This is a genomic window from Flavobacteriales bacterium, from assembly GCA_021739695.1.
Classification (GTDB): domain Bacteria; phylum Bacteroidota; class Bacteroidia; order UBA10329; family UBA10329; genus UBA10329.
The window spans coordinates 33,341-57,147 of the sequence record JAIPBM010000022.1 but is presented as its reverse complement, the minus strand read 5'-3'; the positions used below and the strand labels follow the sequence as shown (position 1 = coordinate 57,147).

5 protein-coding genes are annotated in these 23,807 nt (G+C 46.3%); 2 read left to right on the top strand and 3 right to left on the bottom strand.

Translation table 11 applies throughout. The features are described from left to right. Nucleotide 1 precedes the first annotated feature (1 nt). Nucleotides 2-2,326 carry a penicillin-binding protein 1C gene (gene pbpC / locus K9J17_13445; protein MCF8277732.1) on the bottom strand — a complete coding sequence of 775 codons (2,325 nt, stop codon included), beginning with the start codon at nt 2,324-2,326 and terminating at the stop codon, nt 2-4. 139 nt (nt 2,327-2,465) lie between these two features. Continuing rightward, entirely contained in the window at nt 2,466-8,066 is a 5,601-nt protein-coding gene (locus K9J17_13440) for a hypothetical protein (protein ID MCF8277731.1), read from the bottom strand. A 394-nt stretch (nt 8,067-8,460) separates the two neighbouring features. Between K9J17_13440 and K9J17_13435 the strand changes: the two genes are divergently transcribed. After that, nucleotides 8,461-10,716 (top strand): mucoidy inhibitor MuiA family protein, encoded by a 2,256-nt coding sequence (locus K9J17_13435; GenBank protein MCF8277730.1) that lies wholly within the window; start codon nt 8,461-8,463, stop codon nt 10,714-10,716. A gap of 150 nt (nt 10,717-10,866) precedes the next feature. Here K9J17_13435 and K9J17_13430 read toward each other — a convergent pair whose 3' ends face one another. Further along, the gene (locus tag K9J17_13430; GenBank protein MCF8277729.1) at nt 10,867-13,188 is read right to left on the bottom strand and encodes a hypothetical protein; all 2,322 of its coding nucleotides are present in this window, start codon (nt 13,186-13,188) and stop codon (nt 10,867-10,869) included. A gap of 180 nt (nt 13,189-13,368) precedes the next feature. On the opposite strand from K9J17_13430, the gene K9J17_13425 reads away from it, so the two are divergent. Then, nucleotides 13,369-23,742: a choice-of-anchor L domain-containing protein gene (locus K9J17_13425; protein ID MCF8277728.1), complete on the top strand. Its 10,374-nt coding sequence runs from the start codon at nt 13,369-13,371 to the stop codon at nt 23,740-23,742. Nucleotides 23,743-23,807 lie beyond the last annotated feature (65 nt).

Sequence of the window (23,807 nt, the reverse complement as noted above, 5' to 3'; positions counted from 1 at the left end):
CTTATTTCTCCAACGCCTCAAAACGCCAACTCACGGATTCGCCTTTTTCGTCAACTACCGTCATGGTGTGTTGGCCTGCTGCAGCACTTACTTCGAGGTTGTGTTCAAATTGGGTTGTGCCGATAAACTCATTGTCCAAATGCCAATAGACAAGCGTCTCTGGCTGACGATGTGCAATTTCAAAAACCACCTTTTCCCACGAACCATTCAGGTTTCTGGGAATGAAAATGCCCGAACCATTCTTCGGATAAATGACCGCAATGTTCTGAATGGCATTGACCAAGCAGTCTTTTCTAAATGGAGGAAGCGGACGATACGTTGGGTTCTTCCGTTTATAATACCATTCCTGAATGGGCGGAAGCACGAACCACGGTTTGTTTACCATAGCGCTAACCGAATAGCAACTGCTCGACACGCGGTATTGCGATGTGCTGTCGAGATGAATGTTCTGGTGATAAGGACATGATTCCGCGCGATTGGCATTACCCGGAACATGAATGATAAGCTGCTCAGGACAATTTGCCGTTGCAAGAAAACCCGATTGTTTGCAGGTATTCACGCCTGTCATTTTGATCTGCGGTTCATCAAACCATCCATCTCGCGGTAAATGCTTAAAAACCTTGAACATGACCGGAGCGGCTACATTCAAACCGGTCAATCCCGGACGACCTTCGCCATCAGCATTTCCCACCCAAACGCCCACCAAATGGTCTGGTGTAAAACCGATTGCCCATGCATCTCTATGGCCGAAACTTGTCCCTGTTTTCCACGCCACTTTTTGCGAAGAACCGAATTCCTGCCAACCCATTTCCTGCGAAGGTCGGTTCAGCATTGACATGGCCTGAACTGTCCACCACAACGCTGCGGGATCGAAGACGTTTTCTCCATCCGTTCGAACTTGAACAGAATCGTTGCTAACGAACGTTGACTGAATCAGATTCTCTTGACCATTAAGCGTTCGGGCCATATTCATGTAGGAAGTGCCAAGATCCCAAAGCGTGGCCTCAGCACCGCCCAAAATGATTGAAAGCCCGTAATGATCCGCTGGCCTTGAAATCGTAGAAAAATGGAGTTTTTGCAATTGATGATAGAATTGCTCTAAACCATAATCTTGCAGCATCCTCACCGCAGGAATATTGAGCGACCGCGCCAATGCTTCTCCAGCAGGCACGGCACCGTCATAGTTCTGATCGAAATTCTTGGGCGCGTAGCCCGCAATGCGCGTTGGAATATCAGGTATGAGCTGATTCGGCAAGAGTGCGCCATCCTGCAACATGAACGTATACAAGAATGGTTTAAGGATGCTGCCTGTGCTTCTGGGTGCCGTGATCACATCCACAGCTCGTCCCGAACCTTCATCGGGGCAATTACTATTGCCAACATACGCCATTACTTTGCCCGTTCTCACATTCAAAACAAGCACCGCCATGTTGTGAATTTCGTTCTGACTGAGCACGCCATGATAATCACTCACAATCCGATTTACGTTTTCCTGCAAGGCCTGTTTGATGGTGGTTCGGACGCGTTCTCCCGTATGACCTTCTTTCATCACACGGTTCAACAAGTGGGGCGCTGTATTGGGCATGGAATGCGGTTTTCCGGGCAACGGTTCTTCTTTGGCCAGCTCACAGGTTTCGGCATCAATCACTCCCTTTTCTCTCAGTTTGTCCAAAAGCCGATTGCGCTTCTGCCTTAGTTTGTTGCTGTTTTTTCCAGGATAAACAAGCGATGGCGCATTGGGCAACACGGCCAGCACGGTCATTTCGCCCCACGAAAGTTGGTATGGATTTCTGCCGTAATAGCGCCAAGCTGCGGCATCCAAGCCAACGACATTCCCACCGAAAGGCGCGTTGGAAGCATAGAGTTTCAGAATCTCATCTTTTGATTCCCTGATCTCTAAACGAACCGCTAGAATCACTTCAATCAGCTTTTCAAATATGCTGCGCGATTGCCCTTTACGCGAAAGGCGAATGGTCTGCATCGTTAGCGTACTTCCGCCACTCACCACATGCTTGGCTTTGATGTTCTGCTTCATCGCCCTTCCGAATGAAACAGGGTTGAATCCAGGATGCTGATAGAAATATTCGTCCTCGAAATAGCGGATGGATTGGATGAATTTGTCTGGCAAACTGTCTGATTTCGGAAATCGCCATTGCCCGTCCGAAGCAATTCTTCCAGCCAACAAACGCCCGTTCTCATCTTCAAGGATTGTACTTGTGGGCGTAGTGAAAAGCGGGTTTGGAAGGCACACCGCGAACCAGATGACCAGTCCGAGGAATGTGCCTCCAATGACCCATTTCTTCCTGTATGAGAGAACTTCTTTCATTTTTGCCTGAGCTCAAAAATCCCCCGTCCTGAAATGTTCCGCAAGCTTCACTTTCAGTCCACCTCCTTTAAAAGGGGGAAGGCGGATTCCTCCTTCTTAAAAGAGGTGCCGATGCAAAGCGGAGGATTTTCACTTTCAATCACTTTGCTTCCGAGGTTGGATTACCAGCCTCTACCACTTTCACCCATTTCCCTGCCTTGTGAGCGTTGATCTCGTTATCATACATCGCTTCGCATGCAACCGTTGGTAGATAGAATTCGCCCAGATACGTGGCATTCAGCAGAATGCGGAAAGTCTTGGTTTCGTTCTTCTTTAGGTCGAAATACGAGTACACACGGTCGTCACGGATGTCCTGATATTCTGGTTCATCAGCCACTTTGGTGCTTTCGCCTTCATCCATCCGCAGGTTGCGGATTTCCCAACCTGAAGGAAAAATCTGCGTGAGCGCCATCTCGCTGTAATCCTTTCTTATACCCGGATGTGTGACCGTAACCTCCGCAATAAGGTCGGAACCTTGCTCCAAAACCTTGGGGTCGATTTCCTTGAAATTAAGATCGGTGTAGCGCACTTTCATCACCAGGTCATGTTCCGAACTGGTCAAATCTCCAGCCGCTGGAATTCCTTCCGAAATCATCTTCACAAACAGCGTGGATGTGCCCGTGTTCGTAACCTTGAAATGGCCGCCTTCGGTTCCGGACATCGGCAAACCAACCTGCGAAATGGCTGTCTCAGAATTGCGCTGTTTTGGCTTGGAATTGCCCAAAACATAGCTGAATTTGAGCGACTTTGCCGCTCCACCGGTTTGTCCAATGAACTTGGAAATGGCCAAAAGCGAATACGCGGTCGTTTGCGTGCTATACCAACTATTGGAGGACAGACCTGTGGTAAGTTCATCCAAAATTTTCTTGGCATCGGTTTTTCGGTCAAGCATCGTCAACGCTTCCAAGATCATCGCACGGTCGCGCTCCGAACTTCCATACGAATAGCTCAATTCGCGGTAGGACTTGATGGTCGTTGATTGCCCTGCGATGAGTCCCTCAGCAATGCTTTGCTTGCCGATCAACTGATAGGCCACAGCCAGTCTCCATCGTGCCGCTGTTTCCAAATTTTTGATGGTTCGCATGCGGTTCATCGCGCCTAGCGAAGGCGTTCCTGCCAAGGCAAGCGTGTAAAGCCTGTACGCCTGAATGAGCTGTCCCCTTGAATAGTAATGGTTGTGCTGCCCATCCATATCGGCCGTCCAACTATTGGCGCGTTGCTGCTGGAATTTCGTCCAATTCTCGATGAAACCTGGAGGCATATCATATCCTTTGGCTTTCGCTTCGAGCATGAAATGCCCTGCGTAGTTTGTTCCCCAATCGCTCGCCTCATCCATTTCGCCTGGCCAATAAGACAATCCGCCAGAATAGATCTGGAAGTTGCGCAAACGATTGATTCCAGCCTTGATGTTGTCCTCAATCTCCTGCTTCTGCTCTGGAGAAAGCTCCATCAGGTTGCTCAGAAACAACTGGGGAAAAACAGATGAAGTGGTCTGTTCGATGCAACCATGCGGATATTGCACCAGATACTGCAAGCGTTTTTCAAGATCCATCGATGGAATATTGGAAAGTTCAACCACGCCTTTGTTTGTTCCGGCCATGCCAATTGGCAGATAATCAATTTCCCAACTTTGACCCGGTTCGAGCAAGGCGTCTTTCACTTCTGTAATACGCGGATTAGGCGTTCGCACGTCCAATTCCACCTCGTATTCAGCACGTTCAGAACCACTTTTCGCAACCACTTTCAATTTTCCAATGCCAAGTTTTTCGGCAACGCTTAGGTTGAAGGTCACGACTTCATCACCAACCCGTGAGAATTTGATGGTCTTGGATTTCTCCCCGTTGATGTGAAATAGCTCATTGCTTTCGATGGTAACCGTCACATTCTTCACCTTATCGTCCATGGCAAAAACAGTTACTGGAATGTCCACTTTTTCCTGTGGGCCAACCACGCGCGGAACGGTAGCAATGACCATCAACGGTTTTTTGACGGGCGTTGTCTTTTCAGTAGAACCGTAAGCATTTCCCTGCCCAGCCACAACCATCGTTCGCACTGATCCAACGTAGTTCGGCATCTCCAATTTGTGCACGTTCTCTTTGCCGGCTTCCACCACAAACGGACCGATGAATTTTACCACAGGTTTGAATCGATTGGCTTTGGCGCCACCGTTTTTCCGACTGTATTCATCTCCACCCAAGGCAAGCAATCCGGCCATTTCTCCTGAGAATGTGCCAATCACATATTGGTACATGTCCCACGTTTTCACGCTCAACGCTTCCTTGGCGTAGAAATGCGACCATGGATCGGGTGTTTTGAAACGCGTAAGATCAAGCAATCCTTCATCTACAACGGCTAAGGTGTAGGTCATTTTTCGACCCATTCCTTCGCGCACTTTCACTTCGAAAGGTGCCTCAGGCGCCAATTCGTTTGGCATGGTAATGATCGGGTCGAGGTGCGATTGCGGATTCTCAATCGTAATGGGTTGAATGCCGTACAAACGGATTGGAAGGTCGTTCTTCACGTTCTTATGAGGCTGAATAAGCGACAGATGAACGAACACGTTCGGAGCCATTTCCTTGGTTGTTTCCAACTCAAAACTGTTCTCGCCTTTCTTCAGGTCCACCCAAAAAGCGTTGATGATCTTACTGCCCGATTCGATGCTGGCCAAGATGCGACCTTGCTTGGCGGACGGCACGCTCACCTTCACCTTTTCGCCTACTTCGTATGTTTTCTTGTCGGTGCTGAAGGTGAGCAACTCCGCAGCTCCGGGCGAGTTGCCGCTATCATCATTCCACCAACCTTTGTAGGTTACATAAAAGGTCTGTCCTGCGCTGTGGCCTGTAACCGGATCGGTGACACGGATAAACTTGCGACCATATTGGCGCTCGCCTAAATTGAGTTCGTAGATCGCCTTCCCATTTTTGGTGTCGATGGTGGCTGATTTCACCAGATTACGATTGTAGTTGCTTACATATCGGGCCAGATCGTTCTCAGACGAACGCTCCCACCACCATCTCCAATACACATCGAAAATCTCAATCTTAACGCCTTTGCGATCAACGGGTTTTCCGAATTCATCCACCGTAACGATCGGTATCAGATTAGGCTCGTTGGAATAGAGCGCGCCATTCCAAGCATCTCCCTGCGGCACTTTCAAACCAACGTATCCGCGATAAGGCGAATACGGCATGCTGAACCGATCGACTGAGAAATCGCCTCCTTGCTCAAACGCACGTATCTTGAAATTGGCAGACAGCATTCCGGGTGCGTTTTTCGCAACCTGAATGTCTGGTTGAACGGTGGCTTTTCCATCAGCATCCAACTTGCCTTCGAACACCATTTTCTCTTCCGCATCAAAGTCTTTTGCAGGGTCATCAAAGATGTAATCAGGATACTTTTCAAATACTGTTGAGCCTTTGGTAAGGTTCAATTCCACATCCGCTTTCAGGTTATCGGCAATGGCGCCATGCAGCCATTTCACTTCAAGCGTTCCTTTTGGTTTCACAACATCGGTCAGAATCTCACTTCCAAAATCAATCTTGATCTTGAGTCGATTCGGTTTGATGGTTTCTATTTTGATGGTCTTTGTGAATTCGGAACCACCCACTTTGATCTTCGCCAACCAGTTTCCAGTTGGCGCATCTACAGCTGTTGAGGTTCTGAAATCGTAGAATCCATTGATCGAAGTGGTGCGCACTTTCCGTTCAAAAAGCTGTTGTTGCGGTGTGTAGAGCTCAAAAACCACCGGATGATCTTTGGGTAGAACGTGGTTCTCATCTTGCAAAATGAAGGACACGAACAGCGAATCGCCCGGACGCCACACGCCACGCTCGCCATAAATGAATCCTTTGACACCTTTCTTATTCTGCTGTCCACCAATATCGAACATGCTCATGGAAAGGGCCGAACCATCATCCAGGCGCAAATAACCGCGCTGTCCATCTTTTTTGGCAATAAGCAGATAAGGCTTTCGCTTCAGGTCGATCTTTACAAAACCATCACCATCGGTAGTAGAACTCCCTACCAATTGTTGTTGAAAGTTGTAAATCTCCACTTCCACATTCGACATCGGATCGGTAGTTCTGAGGTCGGTAACGGCCACCAACATATCCGTGCCACGGCCGCTTTTAGCAATGATTCCGAGGTCGGATGCCAAGAAGTTTCTGGCAGGAAAACGATCGCCTCGCATATAGTATGATTGCGAGCACGGATTATCCCTGTCTTCATATTTATAGTGGCGATAATCATAATAATCTTCGTCATCGTAGTAATCCCAGCGCGGTGGGCTATCAAACTCATTCTCATAATCGGGCTCGTCCCAAACCTCATCCTCTTCCTTCGTTCCGCCACTTTCGCAAGGATAAAGCGATTGCTTTTTGGTGAAACTGACCTGCACGCGATAGAGCGCTCCGGGTTCGGCCTTTATGAGTTTCGAGAGGTCGATGGAGAAATTGTTCCAGCTGCCGTAGTCAATCGGTTTTTCGGATTTGAGTTCTACTTCGCCATTGAAAACCGGACGGGCCACGCGCTTCATTTCGTCAGTTCCATCAAACTGATTTACTTGAAAGAACTGCGCCATATTGTTCTCAAAAATCCTGAGAACACGCACATTTACAGCCTTCAGACTCACCGCTTTGAACGGGAAGGTCAATCCATCAGAACTTGGCAGAATAACACCTTTTCCAATCAATTCAACCGAAGGTTTGATGCTGGTGAACTTGACCTTTTTCTGATATTCAGCCATCAATTGATAGTTGAGTGAGTTGCGCACGCCATCGGTCACAATAAGTGTGATGTCACCAATAAGGCGTTTGACAGGATACAGTTTTACTGAATTTCCTTCGCGCACCAAGCGAATATCAGCTTGTGGTCTTAGGTAAATCAGGCCATTGAGGTCAATCTCCGTACTAATTGGATCGGAAAAGAAGATGGTGATCATCTGCTCGGGCTGTGTAGTGGTTTTCACATCCAAAACCGTGAATTCTCCCAATGGCGGAATGTCATAGCTTCGCTCCTCTTCTCCTTCAAAACCAAGTTTTTCTCCGTTCCACTGTAAGATCACTTGCCCGCGATCTTCCGTTCTGCTAATGCTATCGATGATGAATCGATGCAGCTTACCTCCACCTTCATGTTCCCAGCTCAGACTGAGTTCCTTGCCATTCTGCAAAGCCACCAGCGAAGCTTCCACATCATCTGCAAAAGCCACATCGTAGGTGGTCACATAGCCGCGCATCATCTGCCATTTCAGGTCGGTATCGTAGGCTTCCATTCCATCAAATGCCACTGCCATCGATTGCTTCATCACCTGAATCTGGAATACCAACGTTTTCAGGTTTTCCGGCACGTCAACCAGTTTGTAGAGGTCGAATTCCACCTCATACGCCTTGCCTGATTTCAACCGCTCTTTCGGACGAAACTCAATGGTTCGGTTATCCAGCCAAAACGCTTCACCATCCACATTCGGACTGAAATCGAACAGTTCTTTTTCAATCCGCGTGTTGATCTCAGCATCGGGGTGCGACTCTGCTAGTTTTATCTGAATGGTTGTGCTATTGCTTACCACTCCGCTGGTAAATGCAGAGATGTATCCAGCAAATGCCGGATCAATAGGTTCATTGCTTTTATCCTTACATCCGAACAGTACGAGGATGATGAAAGCAAGACTGGCAATTCTTAGGGCGGAAGGGGCTGGTGTTTTCATGGCAAGAATTTTTTAAATCTAAGGTTTCAACTACATTATTTTGAGATTTTTTGAAATGATGTTACATGTACTACGCTGGCCCGAAAACAAAAATTGTTTGGGTTGCTTTCGCCCAACTGTTTATTAACAATTATTAGAGATTAGCGTGGCAACCTCGATGCCTAAGGAGGTGACAATTTTCATAAAAATGGACGTCAATTGATGTTTTCGGTCCATCCTGATATTTTTTGGGTCTGTTATTTTAGCCTGTCCGCTCCCAGTTCAAATCCATAGCCAATCCTTCATTATTCACCTATTCAGACTTGCAATGAATACGGAGATATTGGCAAAAAACAGACCCCGTAAGACTGTAATGTTGGGTAACTTGAATGGAAATCCTAAAAACCCATAAGTCATGAAAAATCTACTGCTCATTTTGGTGATGCTGTTGGCTGAAGTTGCTTTGGCCCAAGACACAGCTATTGAAGAAAAAAAGTTGAACTCTGAAGTGAGCGAAGTGACCGTTTACTTTAAAGGAGCTCAGGTAAAACGAGTAAAGCCATTAAAGCTGAAACCGGGAAAATACAGGCTGGTGTTTGAGGGTTTGGAACCCGACCTGATGGACAATAGCCTTCAGGTGAAGGTAGACGATGGACTTGTGATCAACTACGTTAACAAGCGTTCGAACTTCCTAAAGCACCTTGACAAGAATGAAAAATCCGAGGCGCTTCAAACAAGTCTGGACAGTCTACAGATTATTATAGAGGACGAATCGGACGTGCTGGCTTTGTATCAGAACCAAGAGAAGATATTGGCTCTGAACAACGAAATAGGCGGACAGCAGGAAGGTGTGCGGGTAAATGAACTCATCGAGACCGTTGAATTCTATGAGGTGAAGCTAAAGGAAGTGAAAATGGCTCAACGAAAAAGCCATAGAAGAATCAAGGATCTGGAAAAACTGCTGCGCGAAAAAACCGCTCAAAAGCAGGAGATAACCAGTATTGTTCCTCCAAAAACAAGTGAAATTGTTGTTGAAGCAAGTTGCGAAGACACTTTCAAAGGAAACATCTCGCTCAAATACATCATTCCGAATGCCGGTTGGACTCCCATTTACGACCTACGGGCTGAGGACATAGACGAACCGATCAATCTGATTCTAAAGGCCAACGTGCGTCAAAGCAGCGGGTCAGACTGGAAAGATGTGAAGCTCAATCTGACCTCTGAAAATCCGTTTGAAAGCGGCCAAATGCCAGAACTAAAACGCTGGGATCTTGGCAGCTTGAGAAATTCTAAGCCAACACCTGAACTCAATATTGCCAGCATGGAACTTACTGGTTCGGGAAGTATCCAGGGAACGGTATCAGACGACCGTTCTGAACCGATTCCATTTGCCAATGTGGCGCTACTGAATGAAGGGGAAATAGTAACCGGTTCGACCACAGATTTTGACGGAGTCTTTAAACTGAAAAACATCAGTGCCGGAATGTACGACCTCAAGGTCAGTTCGGTCGGTTTCACTTCGCAGGAACGGAAAGGAATTCCAGTTCATGGTGATCAGATTGCAATTGCCGATTTTAAATTGAGCGCAGGCGTACAGCTGGATGAAGTCTGTGTGATTGCCTATACCGTTCCACTCATACAGAAAGACGGAGGTTCTGGCTCTTCATTTTCAGCCAGTGAAATTAGGCCCGGAGGGTATGGAGGTGGAAACCTGCTCAGTTCGGTTGCTGGTGTAGAAATTGAAAAAATGCCAGCGCGCGGTGCAAATTCGGTAGTTACAACTGTGGCTGGCATGCAAAATGAACTTGGTTTGATTCGAGGCTCGCGGGATGGTGCTTTGAATCCCTACATTGATGGCGTGAAGGTGCGCGGATCTTCCTCGCTTCCGCAATCGGCCTACGAAAGCGTACGCGTACTTACAGGTGGCATTCCAGCACAATATGGCGATGTGGATGGAGGAATAGCGTCTATCAGTTCTCAACCATATTTCAGTAATAATTACACATCAGATTTTCGGGCGAGGAACAAGCGAATATCGGTGAACACTTCGGTTGCTAAAAAGGAAACCCGCGTTTTTTACAAGGTGGAGACTCCTTTCACCGTGCTTTCTGACGATAAGGATTACACCGTGCAAATAGATGAACTGGAAATGAACGCAGACATGAGCTACTTCTCCGCCCCCATCGAAGTACCTCACGCTTTTCTGGTAGCCAAGATCACCGACTGGGAACGATTTGAGCTATTGGAAGGTATTGTTAGCCTCTATGTTTCTGGCACTTACATTGGACAATCGCTCTTATCGCCTCAAAACACAGGAGATACCATGCTCGTTTCGCTTGGCTCTGATAAATCTTTGGTGGTGGAACGAGAGCAAATGAAGGAGTTTACCAAGCAGCAGATAATTGGCAACAAGACGATTGATTATCGAGGCTTCACCATCAAGCTAAAGAACAACAAAGACAAACTGGTGAGGCTTCATTTACAGGACCAATTACCGGTCTCCACATCTCGAGACATTTCCATTTCGTTGATCGATACCGAAGGTGTGAAACTGGATGAAGACAAGGGAATTCTCGATTGGAAATTGACGCTGTTACCTGGAGAAAGCAAACAGGTCACCTTCAAATACCTTGTAAAACGTCCCAGTTGGAGAACGGTCTCTTTAGATTGAATGTAAGAAGGCGGGTCAAATTCGAGACTAGTTATTCAAATTCGAAGCAATGCTTCAAAATCCTTCCAAATGTTCGAGATCTGTCCCCTACGGGCTACAAAAAAGGCTTTCCGTTTGGAAAGCCTTTTTTATTTCAAATAACTTCAAGTTCTACTCAAAGTAGAGATCAATCAGCTCGTGTACTTTCTCTTGCGAGTAAGAAGAGCCACCTTTTAGGAATAGATCAATCATTTGCTGCACTTCATCAGGTGTCAATTCTCCGTCCTTATTGAAATCAGCTTCCTTATATTTCTTTGCAAGTAGTCTTCTAGATTCTTCTTTGTACTCGCCACCTTCTGTTTTCAAAATTGTCAGCACTCCATTTACGAATGCCACTTTGGTTCCTCCAAAGTCGATTGGCTCAACATTTTCGGTAAAGTCTGTGAAGTAGGCATTCATCTCATTGAATTGTTCGGTTGTCACCGAAGAATTGCCTTCTAAGATCTGATCCAGAACCTTTTGAATCTCTACCGCAGAAATGAGCCCGTCATTATTTTGATCGGCCATTTTAAACTGAGGTTTTACGGGTGCGTAATTGATACGCGGTTGTTTTTTCAAGTTCGAGGTTGAACGAATTTCTTTGATCGCTTCCTTCAAAGGGGCTCCGGTAAGCGTGCTTGGCACCGGCTCTGACATTCTATTTTCAACTGCAACACCCACTTCTGGCTGATCAACTTCTGACGATTCTGGCGTTCTCAATTCATCTGTTGTGATATCTGCTTGAACATCTACTATCGGCTCTGATTTCTCCTCCATTATCGGGTGCTCTACCTCTGATTCATCGACAGGTACATTCAGAACAAAAGTTGCCTTGGGAACAGGGTTTGCGTCCAGTTTTTCTTGAACTGGAGCTATCGAATTGCTGACAACTGGATCATAAATGAAAGCATTCATGCTCAACAGAAAATCCTTCACCAACATTACCTCTGGAGTTCCATCGAATAGGTAACGTTCGAATCTAGAAACGGTGTAGTCCAATTCTGCTGACTGGACAGTTTCACTGGCTTTAATGTTTTCAATCGCTTCTTGCATCCCATAAGAAGTTGCATTAAACGCTTTTTGCACTTGACCAGAACCTGCCAATTGTTCAGCAGCTTGAATCGAATAGGATTCAGGCACTTCGTAAGAGGAATAAATACCTTCTTTCTCCAATTCCAATCTTTGCGACTCAGCGTCTTCGAACTTTTCAAAAACCCCAAGTCTGTATATGATGAGGGAATCGTTCAGCACTTGCTTCCTCAATTCTGGAATTTTCAAAAGACGCGGATTCACCTCTTTTCCCTCCTGCTCTTTATCAGTGGCCACATTTACTGTATAACCTTTGTTCTCCACAAATCTTGGGTTAGGATATCTCTTATCCCAATTGATACCGTAAACGTTTTCCGAAACCATCCATTTCTCGGCCACCAATTCATAATCGATCGGCTTGCCGGTCTGGTCAACCACCTCATCCTTTCCCGTGTTCAAACTATTGTCGCGGTAATCAGGAATTCCGTCAACGTCCTCATCTAACGGACATCCCGCTTTGTCAACTTTAACTCCGCTCGGTGTAGCAGCACACTTATCCAAAATATCCTTCACGCCATCTTCGTCCCTATCTTCATTTTCAACAATAGATAATTGAGACGGATCGAACAGGAATTTGTAATTAGGCAGTTCTGCATTTCGCGATGTATTGAATGCCATTGTGTTTACCACCAACGAAAGTTGATTCAAAAAGAATCCGTCATTCAATCCAGCGGAATTGCCAGTGGAATTGCCATCAACTTCATCGTTCACCGAAAAGAAGTATCTGCTCATTAATCGTACGGAAAAGGCTCTACTCAAATGTAAATCAACACCTAAACCAGCAGATGCCGTGAACGTGCTCATCGATTTCTTGACCAGCGTTTCGTATTCGAAATCGCGTGAAACATTCTGAGCTAGATCGCGATTCCCTGGTGTCTCAGCAAGATTTCGGATGGTTCCATCAGACCAATAATTGTATTGGTTCTCACCATCATAAAGTAAATCGGTGCGCAGATTGAAATAGTTACTGTAGTAGGCTCCAGCTACAAGAAATGGATTGACCACAGGCAATCGATATTTGTATAGTCCCGCAAAGTTGTATTCTACATTAATCCCTGCCTGAACCATTTGCGTTTCAAAATTGCGATGCTCCTTAAATGCATTCTCGTTACCACTCAGTTTACCATAGATGACATTGAAATTCAGCGTGAACGATTTAGAAAATCCAAGACCTAGATTAAGGTCATACGCGGCTCTATTTCCTAATATATGAACGTTAGCCTTTGCCGATGCATCTTGAACATCTCCCAAAAACTTAGTCACACCACCGCCAACACTGAAAACAAAATTTATGGGCCGCTTGGTTGAATCCGTTACAGACTCAACAGAATCTTGGGCCAAACCAGCTTTACACAACGTGACCATCCATAAAATTGACACAATTCCCAAATACCTCATACACATATTGTTAAAATGCAGTGAACGCCCCTAGAGCGGACCTCTGTCCGATTCTCGATAAATCATTGTTGATTGTCGATTAATTGTGCAAATGTATAGACGAAGACGTAGATTTGACGTCCGTCAGAAACGAATTCGACAAGCAGCATGGAAATAAGATTCCTTAGAAACATCTACTCAACAACAAATATGATGCGCATAAAGTCATTGCCCTTCATTACGCTGTTTTTTCTTGGAGCAAGTGGGGCTTTTGCACAGATTACTGTCAATCAGTCATCTACAACAAACCAAGTGCAAGCATTGGTTGAAAATGTACTTCTTGGTTCATGTGTTACAGTTTCCAACGTAAATTATATCGGGCCTGCATCTGCCGCTGGAACTTTCAACGCAACAGGAACCACTTTTGCCATGCAGAATGGTATTCTTCTTACCACTGGAAGTGCCAATACTGCCATTGGCCCTGACGATGATAACAATGCCGGGGTCGACCAAGGAAGAACTGGAGATGCAAACCTTACAAGTCTTGCAGGAGTAACCACTTACGATGCGGTTATTTTGGAATTCGATTTCGTACCACAAGATGATTCACTTTCGTTCAGATATGTTTTTGCTTCGGAAGAATATCCAGAATGGGTAAACTCACAATACAATGATGTGTTCGGATTCTTTATTTCTGGCCCAGGAATAAGCGGTCCTTACGTTGGTAATTCGGCAAATATTGCGCTGATTCCAAACACCACTACTCCAGTAGCTATCAATAACGTCAACAATGGCTACAGCCAAAACGAGCCTGCCAATGGTCCTTGCGAAAATTGTGCTTACTATGTTGAAAACCACAATGGACCTGCGGTTCAGTACGATGGTTACACAACTGTTTTAACAGCCAAAGCTGTTGTAACGCCTTGCCAAACGTATCATATACGATTGGCGATTGCTGACGCTGGAGACCACATATACGATTCAGGTGTCTTCCTCGAAGCAGGAAGTTTTACTGCCGGAGGTGGAATAACGGTAGATTTCACCAACACGCAAATTGAAGAAGGATGTTCTGACGAGTACATTGTATTCTCAAGAGTTGATGTTGCGAACAACGGAACTCCGATAAGTGCTACTTATAGCGTGAGCGGAACAGCCACCAATGGCGTTGATTACAATTCATTTCCAACAACGGTAACTATTCCCGCAGGTCAGAATTCAGTCATAATTCCAATTGTTGTTCCACTTGACTTCATTGCTGAAGGAATCGAAACAATCGTGGTCAACATGGACCAACCTCCATGTGATTGTTTGGCTCCGGGATCTGCTACAATCAACGTGATTGATAATGATGTTCCACTTGCATTGACTACGACTGGTGAAACCACCATCTGTCTTGGACAATCTGCTAACTTGACTGCCAACGTCAGCGGAAGTTTGCCTCCTTATTCAGGTTCATGGGATAATGGAGCTCCAGTTGGCGCAAACGTGACAGTCTCTCCTGCAAATACCACCACGTACACTTACACGGTGACTGATGCCTGCAATTCTCAAACACAGACTTCAACCGAAACTGTCACCGTAATTCGTCCTGATTTTAACGCTAATGATCCAAGCCAATGTTTTGATGGAAATAGTTTCGCATTTAGCAATACTGGGACGTCTGGCGGAACGGTTTCACACTATTGGACCTTCGGAGATGGAAACTCATCAACGCAAGAAAACCCAACGCACTCTTATGGTGCCGATGGCTCTTACACCGTAACTCATTTTGTGATTTTTACTGCTTCAGCTTGTACAACAAACGCTTCAGAATCAATCACAGTTTTCCCTGAACCTGTAATTACTGCAACTACAGATGCCAATGTGATTTGCGCAGGCGGAACAGAAGGTGCCATTTCAACATCCATTTCTGGAGGAACTGCAGCTTACGGATACGTTTGGACTCCTGGAGGAATGTCAACTGCAAACATATCTTCTCTCGGGGTTGGGAATTATTCAGTTGTTGTTACTGATGCGAATGGCTGTACTGATGACGCAAGTGCGTCTATAAATCAGAATGACCCGGTTCCACCGACAATCACATGTCCCGCAACTGCGAACATCACTACTGACGCTGGGTTGTGCACTTCTTCTGCTTCAATCGGAACGGCTACTTCGTCTGACAACTGTGGTGTTCAATCAACAATTGTAGATAACGCTGGCCCTTATTCAGTTGGAACAACAACCGTTACTTGGACGGCAACGGACTTTACCGGAAACACCGCAAGTTGCTCGCAGGATGTGGTTGTAACGGATGATGAAGCCCCCTCAGTCATCTGTCCAGCAACAGCCAATATCAGCACCGATGCTGGCCTTTGTACTTCTACTGCTTCTATCGGAACAGCAACTTCTTCTGATAACTGTGGCGTTACTTCAACTCTGCCTGACAACTCAGGTCCTTATTCAGTTGGACCAACAATCGTTACTTGGACAGCTACGGACGTGAACGGCAACACGGCCACCTGTACGCAGGATGTGGTGGTTTCGGATGATGAGAACCCATCGGTTTCCTGCCCTGCAACTGCCAACATCTCCACAGATGCTGGTCTATGTACTTCTTCTGCTTCTATCGGAACGGTAACTTCTTCTGACAACTGTGGCGTTGCTTCAACATTGGTCGACAACTCAGGTCCTTATTCGGTTGGAACAACAACCGTTACTTGGACTGCCACCGATGTGAACGGCAACACGGCCACTTGTTCTCAAGATGTGGTTGTTTCTGATGATGAAGACCCATCAGTCACCTGTCCAGCGACTGCAAACATCTCTACTGATGCTGGGTTGTGTTCTTCTTCCTCTTCCATCGGAACAGCAACTTCTTCCGATAACTGTGGCGTTGCTTCAACTCTGGTTGACAATGCTGGGCCGTATTCAGTCGGAACAACAACCGTGACCTGGACCGCTACGGATGTGAACGGAAATACGGCAACTTGCACGCAGGATGTGGTGGTTTCTGATGATGAAGACCCAACGATTCTTGGCTGTCCATCAAATATTGATGTTACTCCAGCAAGCAATGATTGTACTCCAGTTGTTACTTGGAATATTCCGCAGGCAGACGACAACTGCTCAGCGTCACTTTCAAGCACTCACAATTCGGGCGATTCATTCCCGGTTGGAACAACAACGGTTACCTACACGGCCACTGACCTCGCTGGCAACACCTTCGATTGCTCATTCGATGTAACCATCACGCCATCGGTTCTTGTTCTTGCAATTGACCCATCAACGGTTAATTGTGGTGCAAACGTTAGCTGCAATGGTGCAACGGATGGAACAGCTACGGCAAATGTTTCTGGCGGATGTCTTCCTTATTCTTACGATTGGTCTGATGGTCAAACTACTGAAACGGCAACAGGTCTTGCAGCAGGAACATATACTGTAATTGTCACAGACGCTAATGGTTCTACTGAAACGGAATTAATAACGCTAGCCGAGCCAGACGCGTTGGAAATCGATGGTTTCGAAGTGTCGGAATATGTTGGTGGTGCAGGTGTTTCCTGTAATGGAGCTCCAGATGGCGAAATTGACATCACTGTTATTGGAGGTGCTACTTGTCAAGCTTATAGTTTCAGCTGGACCGGCCCCAACGGATTCACTTCTTCCTCCGAAGATCTGACTGGACTTGAAGCTGGTTCATACACGGTTACAATTGAGGATGTAAACGGCTGTTCAACAACTGGTACTTATACTGTTTCTGAACCTGATGCACTGGTTCCGACCTGTACTTCGGAAGACGCGCTTTGTAATGGCGATGCTAACGGAAGTGTTGAAGTAGCTATAGCTGGAGGAACTTCTCCGTACACGTACGCTTGGAGCAACGGAAACACGGATGCTTCTCAATCTGAACTTACAGCTGGAACATATGGTGTAACCGTTACGGATGCAAACGGATGCATCATCACCTGTAGTTCAGTTGTTGGCGAGCCTAACGTGCTGAACGCTGTGGTTACGGCTTTTGACGAAACCTTGGTGAATGGCTGTAACGGTTCTGCAATTGCTACGCCAACTGGTGGGACTGCTCCTTACAGTTACGAGTGGAGCGATGGGCAAACAGATTCGACCGCAATTGATCTTTGTGACGGAATTTATTCCATCACGGTTACGGATGCCAACGGTTGCGAATTCACTACAAGTGTGGTCATCAATCCACCAACTTGCGATTTGGATGTGGACGTAACCGCGTCTGATGTAAGTTGCAATGACGGTTCTGACGGAACAGCAACAGCTACACCGCTTACTCAGCAAAACAACACTCCTTTCACATATCTGTGGAACAATTCAGGAACAACACAAACGATAAACGGAATTTCTGCTGGACCGTACTCTGTGGTCGTAACAGATTCCATCGGTTGTCAAGCCTCAGGTTCGGTGGTGGTTTCAGAACCAACGGCTCTTTCTGTTGGAACGAGTGTAATTGATGAGCAAAACTTCAACGGATGCGATGGTTCTGCAACAGCAAATCCATCTGGCGGAACGCCTCCATATGACTATGCTTGGAACGATGCTGACGCTCAAACCACACAGACAGCTTCTGACCTTTGTCCAGGAACTTACACAGTTACCGTAACCGATGCCAACGGTTGTGATGAAACGGTTACTATCACGGTGAACCCACTTCTTTGTACTGGTTTCTCCGTAGCGGTGAACACGGAACGATTGAGCTGTTTTCAAGCTGGTGATGGTTCTGCCACTGCAATTGTAACTGGCGGAACGTCTCCGTTCACTTACTCTTGGAACAATGCTGAAACAACTAGCAACATCTCAGGATTGGCCGCTGGTTCATACACAGTTACCGTTGTTGACGATGTCAACTGCTCTCAGACAGTAAGCGGAAATGTGACGCAGCCTGCGCTTCTCGAAGCAGCTACGGCAGTTGATAACGTTTCGTGTAACGGAGTTGAAAATGGAGTTGTCGAATTGACCGTAACTGGCGGAACAGCTCCTTATGTTTTTGATTGGGATAACGGAGCAACCTCTGAAGACCTTGAAGACCTTGGGCCTGGTATTTATAACGTTTTGATCACGGACGATAATGGCTGTACCACAACTTCTTCTGGAACGGTTACTCAACCAGATACACTTGGCGCTTCGAGCATTGATGTGGATGTTTCCTGCAATGCTGGTGACAACGGCTCCATTGACCTTACTCCAACCGGTGGTCTTGGACCATATTTATATACTTGGAGCACAGGTGCTCATACGCAAGATATCAGTGACCTTTCGGCAGGAACATATTCAGTCACATTTGCCGATCAGAACGGATGTCTATTTACGTACGAAACGACCATTTCGGAACCGGATGCACTCGACTTGACCTGCAGTTCTGAAGATGCGCTCTGTAATGGCGATGATAACGGAACTGTCGAAGTTTCGGTGGCTGGAGGAACCGCTCCGTTCTCCTATTCTTGGAGCAATGGAAGCACAGATGCGTCTCAAACTGGTTTGGTTGCAGGAACGTATGTTGTAACTGTTACCGATGAAAACGGATGCGTTTCCAACTGTAGTTCAGTTGTTGGTGAACCTGATGTACTGAACGCGGTGGTGGTTGTTCAGGATGAGACATTGGTGAACGGTTGCAATGGTTCGGCAACGGCCAACCCAATAGGCGGGACACCTCCTTACACATATGAGTGGAGCGATGGCCAAACCACGCAAACTGCGGTTGACCTTTGCGCTGGAACCTACACCGTTATCGTCACCGATGCTAACGAATGTGAATTCACCACGAGCAATATCGTTAACCCACCATCTTGTGATCTTGATGTAGATGTTACTGGAACTGACGCAAGCTGTAATGACGGTGAAGATGGAACTGCAACTGCCACTCCGATCACAGTTCAAAACAACACGCCATTCACGTATCTGTGGAACAATTCAGGAACGACACAGACCATTGATGGAATTACTGCCGGACCTTATTCAGTGGTTGTAACCGACTCAATCGGTTGCGAAGCTTCAGGTTCTGTGGTTATTTCTGAGCCAACTGCCTTGAGTGTATCAAGCGTTGTGGTTGATGAGCAGACATTCAATGGTTGCGATGGTTCGGCTACTGCAAATCCTTCAGGTGGAACACCTCCATATTCGTACGATTGGAGCGATGGTCAATCTAATCAAACCGCTACTGACCTTTGCCCAGGAACGTACACGGTAACTGTAACAGATGCGAACGGTTGTGACGAAACGATCACCATCACCGTCAACCCATTGCTTTGTACCGGATTCACAGTAGCAATCAATACCCAAAGACTCAGCTGTTTTCAAGCTGGCGATGGTTCTGCCACCGCTGTTGTAACAGGCGGAACGGCTCCATTCACTTACTCATGGAGCAATGGTGGAACGGACAGCTCGATCTCTGGATTGGCTGCTGGACAATACACGGTTACCGTTGTTGATGCGGTTAACTGTTCGCAAACTGTTAGTGGAAACGTAACGCAACCAGCACTTCTCGAAGCTGCTACTGCAGTTGACAATGTTTCTTGTCATGGAGTTGGAAATGGTGTGGTGGAATTGACCGTAACTGGTGGAACTGCCCCATACGTTTTCGATTGGGACAACGGAGCAACAACTGAAGATTTGAACAACATTGGCCCAGGTTCTTACAATGTTCTTGTTACAGATGAGAATGGATGTACCGTTTCAGCTTCTGCAACGGTTACTGAGCCTGATACGCTTCAAGCATCAAGCATTGATATAAATCCAACTTGTTTTGAAGGAAACGATGGCTCGATTGACCTAACGGTTTCCGGTGGTCTTGGACCTTACTTGGTTTCGTGGGACAATGGTGGCAACACCGCAGATATTTCGGGTCTGAGCGCAGGAACTTATGTGGCAACCATCGTAGATCAGAATGGATGTATCTACACCTATTCAACTACGCTGACTGAACCGAATCTGGTTGTTCCAACCATTACGGCTGATGGTCCAATCATCTTCTGCGAAGGAGATTCTGTAACGCTCACCGCAAGTGAAAATGCTAGCTATTCTTGGAGCCCGAACGGAGAAACAACTCAGTCAATTACTGTTTACGATGCAGGAGATTACAGCGTGAGCGTGGTAACTGAACATGGTTGTAACGGAACATCTGCTGCAACTTCTGTAACCATGTTCCAAGTTGATCCAGCAACTATTGATGTTTCGGGACCAACGGAATTCTGCCAAGGCGCATCAGTGACATTATCTGCTTCGCAGGGTTCATCTTACGCTTGGTTACCAAACGGTGAAACGACTTCTTCAATCACGGTTTCTACTTCAGGAACGTATTCGGTTACCGTAACGGATGTTAACGGTTGCGAATCAACTTCTGCTGAAGCGACCATCACGGTTTATGATCTTCCTGTTCCAACAGTTACAGCTGACGGACCACTAACTTTCTGCGAAGGTGGTTCGGTAACGCTCACGTCTAGCGAAGCTGAATCTTACGCTTGGGCGCCATTCGGACAGACTACTCAGTCCGTAATTCTGACTGAATCCGGAATTTACCGAGTGACTGTAACAGACGAGAATGGATGTCAGGGAACTTCCACCCCAATTCAGGTGGTTGCGAATCAAAATCCAGAACCTGTGATCATTGCAAATGGCCCAACACAATTCTGTGAAGGTGGTTCTGTGGAGCTTTCCGGACCAAGCGGATTCATATATAACTGGTCTCCAAACGGAGAAACAAACCAATCGATTCTTGTTACAGAAACAGGAGATTATCAGTTGACGGTTACGGATGAACAGGGATGTACAGGCATTTCAAACATCATCACAGTAACCAATTTTGATGTGGACACTGCTCAAATTTTTGCAAGCGGGCCAACGGAATTCTGTGAAGGAAAAGAACTTGCGCTTACTGCTTCTTCTGCATCATCTTACCTATGGGCACCATCTGGAGAAACATCACAAATCGTTCTTGCAACGACTTCTGGTGCGTATTCTGTAACCATTACAGATGCGAATGGATGTATTTCACAGTCAGACACAATTGATGTGATCGCACATGAAAATCCTACTCCAATTGTAAGTGCAAACGGCCCATTGACCTTCTGCGAAGGCGATTCGGTTGTTCTTACCACAGGAAATTTTGATCAGTATGATTGGCATCCAAATTCAGAGATCAGCTCCTCGATAACGGTTTCCGAAGCTGGTGATTACTGGGTGGTTGTAACCGATCAGAACGGCTGTACAGGTTCTTCAGATACTGTTTCTGTAGGCAACTTCACTGTTGCGGATGCCACAATCAACGTTTCTGACCCAACGGAATTCTGCCAAGGTGGATCGGTCACGTTATCTGCTTCGCAAGGTTCATCTTACGCTTGGTTGCCAAATGGCGAAACAACTTCTTCAATCACAATTACTACTTCGGGAACGTATTCGGTAACTGTAACGGATGTTAACGGTTGCGAGTCATCATCTGCTGAAACCACCATCACTGTTTATGATCTTCCTGTTCCAACAGTTACGGCTGATGGCCCGTTGACATTCTGCGAAGGTGGTTCTGTAACGCTTACTTCAAGTGTTGGCGAATCATACGCTTGGGCACCATTCGGACAAACTACTCAGTCGGTTATTCTGACTGAATCCGGAATTTACCGAGTGACGATAACGGATGAAAACGGATGTCAGGGAACATCCACTCCGACACAAGTAATCGTAAACGAAAGTCCTGAACCTGTCATCGTGGCTAATGGCCCTACGGAAATCTGTCGAGGTGGTTCAATCACGTTGACATCTTCATCTGCAGATTCTTACGATTGGACACCGAATGGCGAAACCACACAGTCTATCACAGTTGACGAATCCGGAGTTTATTCCGTAACGGTTGTTGATGCTAACGGATGCGAAGGTTCGGCACTTACAGCCGTTGAAGTTGTGGTTTTCGAACCTGACACGGTTACCATTTCTGTGAATGGGCCGACTGAGTTCTGCGAAGGAGGAGAAGTTATTTTAACTGCATCGTCAGCTTCATCTTATTCTTGGTTGCCAAATGGCGAAACCGACCAATCGATATCTGTTACACAAACAGGTTCTTATACCGTGACCGCAACTGACCAAAATGGCTGTTCTTCAACATCAGCAAGTATTGATGTGACGGTATTCGATTCGCCAACAGCTGTTATCAGTGCTTCGGGAACCACCACATTCTGCGAAGGCGATTCGGTGACGCTTACAGCTCCAAGTTCGTCTGCTTATCTGTGGGAACCAGGAGGTGAAACGACTCAATCTATCACTGTGTTCAATTCGGGTTCTTACTCGCTTCAAGTAGCTGACGCAAATACTTGTGTTGGAACTTCTGATACGGTTGAGGTGTTGATCTTCGAAGTGGAGCCAATTCAAGTTTCTGCAAGCGGACCAACTTCTTTCTGCGATGGTGGAGATGTGGTTCTTACTGCAACGGGCGGTCAATCTTACTTGTGGGAACCGAACGGTGAGCAAACGCAATCAATTACCGTAAGTGCATCTGGCGAATACGTGGTTACAGTTGTGGATGCGAACGGATGTTCTACTGATTCAGACACAACGGAAGTGAACGTGTTTGAGCTTCCAACAGTTGTGGTTTCTGTTGATGGCCCGAATACAACTTGCGAAGGCGATACCATCACGCTGTCAGCCACTTCGGTTCCAAGCAACGTAAGCTATCAATGGTTTGATGGTGTGCAACCGATGACCGGTGAAGTTGATTCTCTGCTGAATGTGTTCGAGTCTTCTACGTATAGCGTGACGGTAACGGACGCAAATGGCTGTTCTGATTCGGATAATGCGCCAGTACTTCAATTCGTTCCTGTGCCTGTGGCTGTTGTTTCTGAAGATCAATTCATCTGTGCCAGCGATAGCATTACGCTGATTGCTTCGGGTGGAGACAACTACCTCTGGAGCAATGGTTCAACAGGACCGAGCATCACGGTAACACCTGATTCTGCTACGGTTTACACAGTTACAGTTTCCAACCAATTCTGCTCTATTACAAGTTCAGATTCTGTTGCTATCGGTCTTTATCCTTCTCCAAATGCGGTGATTGAAACTAATTTGACCGGAATGCTTGAGGTTGGACATTTGTTTACTGATGCTTCTGGCGATACTTCCATCACTGATTGGTTTTGGGAGTTTGGAGATGGCGAATTTGCTGAGGAGCAAAACCCATTGCATCCATTTAGCGATGAAGGATTCTTCAATGTGGTATTAACCGTGACCAATGAATTTGGATGTACAGATACTGCCAGTGTTGAAGTAGAGATCACACAAGTGATTGATATTCCAAACGTATTTACGCCAAATCATGATGGATACAATGACAACCTCTTCATCGATAATTTCGGAGTGATCGATTATGAACTTACTATCTATAACAGATGGGGAATGGTGATGCACTACGATAAATCGGGAGAAATTTTCTGGGACGGTCGCACTCCTGCAGGCGAAGAAGCGAAAGCTGGAACATACTACTACGTTCTTAAAGTGAAGAACGAAGGAAGCCTCGGAAACTTGGAGAAAACAGGTACGGTTACCCTGATCCGCTAGAGGAACACAAGGAATGTTAAAAGCCGTGAAAATCACATGATTTTCACGGCTTTTTGTTTTTGTCC